Origin of the sequence: Candidatus Thiosymbion oneisti, from assembly GCF_004359955.1 — a bacterium.
GTDB classification, from domain to species: Bacteria; Pseudomonadota; Gammaproteobacteria; order Chromatiales; family Chromatiaceae; genus Thiosymbion; species Thiosymbion oneisti.
In genome coordinates, this window is the sequence record NZ_SMSC01000075.1 from 1 (window position 1) to 2,198 (window position 2,198).

The following is a 2,198-nucleotide window of genomic DNA, read 5'->3' on the forward strand; positions in this document are numbered from 1 at the left end:
TGAAGTCGCACCAACGGCGGGGCTTGATCTTTACTCGATGGCCAAGTTTGGCATGGCGGGATTGACGCGAGCGTGGGCGCATGACCTTGGCCCGCAGGGCATAACGGTAAATTGCATACAACCCGGTCCGGTTGAGACGGATATGAATCCAAAGGATGGCTCTCTATCAGGATTTTTAACGCCGCGGACGGCAATCAAGCGCTATGGTCGAGTCGAGGAGATAGCGGAAATGGTTGCGTATTTGGTTGGAGCCAATACAGACAATGTAACGGGCTCCATCCTAAACAATGATGGCGGTTTAAGCGCCTAAGGGTTTTATGCGAAATCCGAACCGAAATTCGTGCCTAACTTGCACAAATCTTTATCATTTCGTTAGGTGGATTATAGACGAGTGCAAGATAGACCTGAGTCTACCAGGAACACGAGGGAATTTTTTTAACAGAAGCGCCAACGTTGCATTGGCAAAACATTTTTATCTGATGCCTTGACATCGTCTGGGGTACATAATTACCGCCTCTGGCGGTCAATTAATCACACTAACAACGGATGGAATTATGTCAACCGAAACTGTTATCAATCACCATCTTCAAGCATTTTCAGCAGGTGATGTCGATGAAATCATAAAAGAATATACTGAAGATTCTGTACTCATTGTTCAAGACGCTACTTTGACAGGTTTAGACAGCATACGTGCTGCATTTACCGGTTTTTTTGGTGGATTGTTCAAGCCGGGAACTTACGAATTTAAAATGGATCGTATGGAGATATCGGGAGATGTTGCTTATGTTGTTTGGCATTCTACGAACGAAAGTGTGGATGTAAAATTAGGCACTGACACATTTTTGATACGAGATGGGAAAATAGTAGTTCAAACATTTGCAGCTTTTATGCAGGAAAAATAGAAAAAATGTTCGGCGTTTACATGCAAAGGGGCATTCGGAGGCAAACTCAAATCGGGTTAACCTAGGTTGGCAGGCATGAATTCGATCTCATTGGTGAGATAACCGACGTCAAATTGATCGCCCGCGGTCCTGGCATCCGCGACATAGCTCGACTCAACCGTCAGTATGGAAAGGGAAAATGGAGGAAGCTAAAGGGATACGCCTTTATTCGCTTGAGAACTGGCCGAGTCCGAAGGGCTGGGCTTCATTGGTACGAGGCTCACGGAGTTGGCAAACGAGAGATGAAACGAAAGCGTTACCTGGAATGACCACGAACGAGCATTTTGACAAACCAACCGGGTATGTTGTGTGCATTGATAACTGCGACTACCCCGCATCCCTGGAACGCCACAAGATATATAAAGTCATTCCGGATGAAGATGCTGCGGCAGATGGAGACATTAGGGTCATTGATGAGGACGGTGAAGACTACCTCTACGCTTCAGAGCGGTCCGTTCCCAGGGCAACCGAATAATAAGACATTATAAAGCAAGTAGTTGCATACTCTGCCTCAGTCATCCAACCAGGAGTCTGAGGTATGTGCACAGATTTGCTTTCCCACTTTTCAGCGGTTCGGGATCCGCGTTTAGAAAAGAACAAACGCTACAATGTGGAGGAAATTTTGCTGTTGTGTGTTTGTTGTGCTCGTTCCCACGCTCCAGCGTGGGAACGCAGCTGGGCCGCTCCAGCGGCCAGTATATTGTGACGCTGGAGCGTCGGGATTTGCTCCCACGCCGGAGCGTGGGAGCCAGATGAAGGAGGTAATTATATCAACCGAAACAATTCTTAATCACTATCCTCAAGCATTTAAATATGGAGGAATCTCAAAATGGTAGATACAAAAAGGGTCGCCTTAATTATTGGAGGCAGCCGGGGTATCGGCGCGGCAATATGTAAGCGTCTGGCTGCTGCTGGCAATGACATTATACTCACTTACGCTCAATCTACAGAATCGGCAAATAGTGTAGCAGATGAATGTCGCAAGCACGATGTAAATGCTCGTGCCGTACGATGCGATGCTGGCGATATTGAGGCTGGCGCACGATTGGTGAAACAGATTGTTGACGACCATGGTCGAATCGATATTTTGGTCAACAATGCGGCCACTTTAATTTTGGGAGATCTCTTGAACGTAACGCAGGATATGTTTGATAGCAATGTCAATGTGAATCTCAAAGGGGTGTTCTTTCTCACCCAGGCGGTCGCCCAGCACATGCCGCAAGGCGGACGTATTGTCAATATCGGAAGTGTATTTGG

The 2,198-nt window shown here is 47.0% G+C and carries 4 protein-coding genes; all 4 read left to right on the forward strand.

What is annotated here, in order from left to right:
* On the forward strand, positions 1–310 hold a 310-nt coding region (locus E1958_RS19400), incomplete at its 5' end, for an SDR family oxidoreductase (RefSeq protein ID WP_133513335.1).
* 244 nt (positions 311–554) lie between these two features.
* The gene (locus tag E1958_RS19405; protein ID WP_089725200.1) at positions 555–902 is read left to right on the forward strand and encodes a nuclear transport factor 2 family protein; all 348 of its coding nucleotides are present in this window, start codon (positions 555–557) and stop codon (positions 900–902) included.
* Positions 903–1,206: 304 nt separating this feature from the next.
* Positions 1,207–1,416: a hypothetical protein gene (locus E1958_RS19415; RefSeq protein WP_133513336.1), complete on the forward strand. Its 210-nt coding sequence runs from the start codon at positions 1,207–1,209 to the stop codon at positions 1,414–1,416.
* Between the two features lie 354 nt (positions 1,417–1,770).
* Positions 1,771–2,198 (forward strand): SDR family NAD(P)-dependent oxidoreductase (locus E1958_RS19420; RefSeq protein ID WP_133513337.1); only part of this gene is annotated, 428 nt, incomplete at its 3' end.

What these genes read in the sequence shown, in the direction of transcription:
- E1958_RS19405 (WP_089725200.1), top strand. Translation starts at nt 555, where the DNA reads ATGTCAACCGAAACTGTTATCAATCACCATCTTCAAGCATTTTCAGCA.
- E1958_RS19415 (WP_133513336.1), top strand. Translation starts at nt 1,207, where the DNA reads ATGACCACGAACGAGCATTTTGACAAACCAACCGGGTATGTTGTGTGC.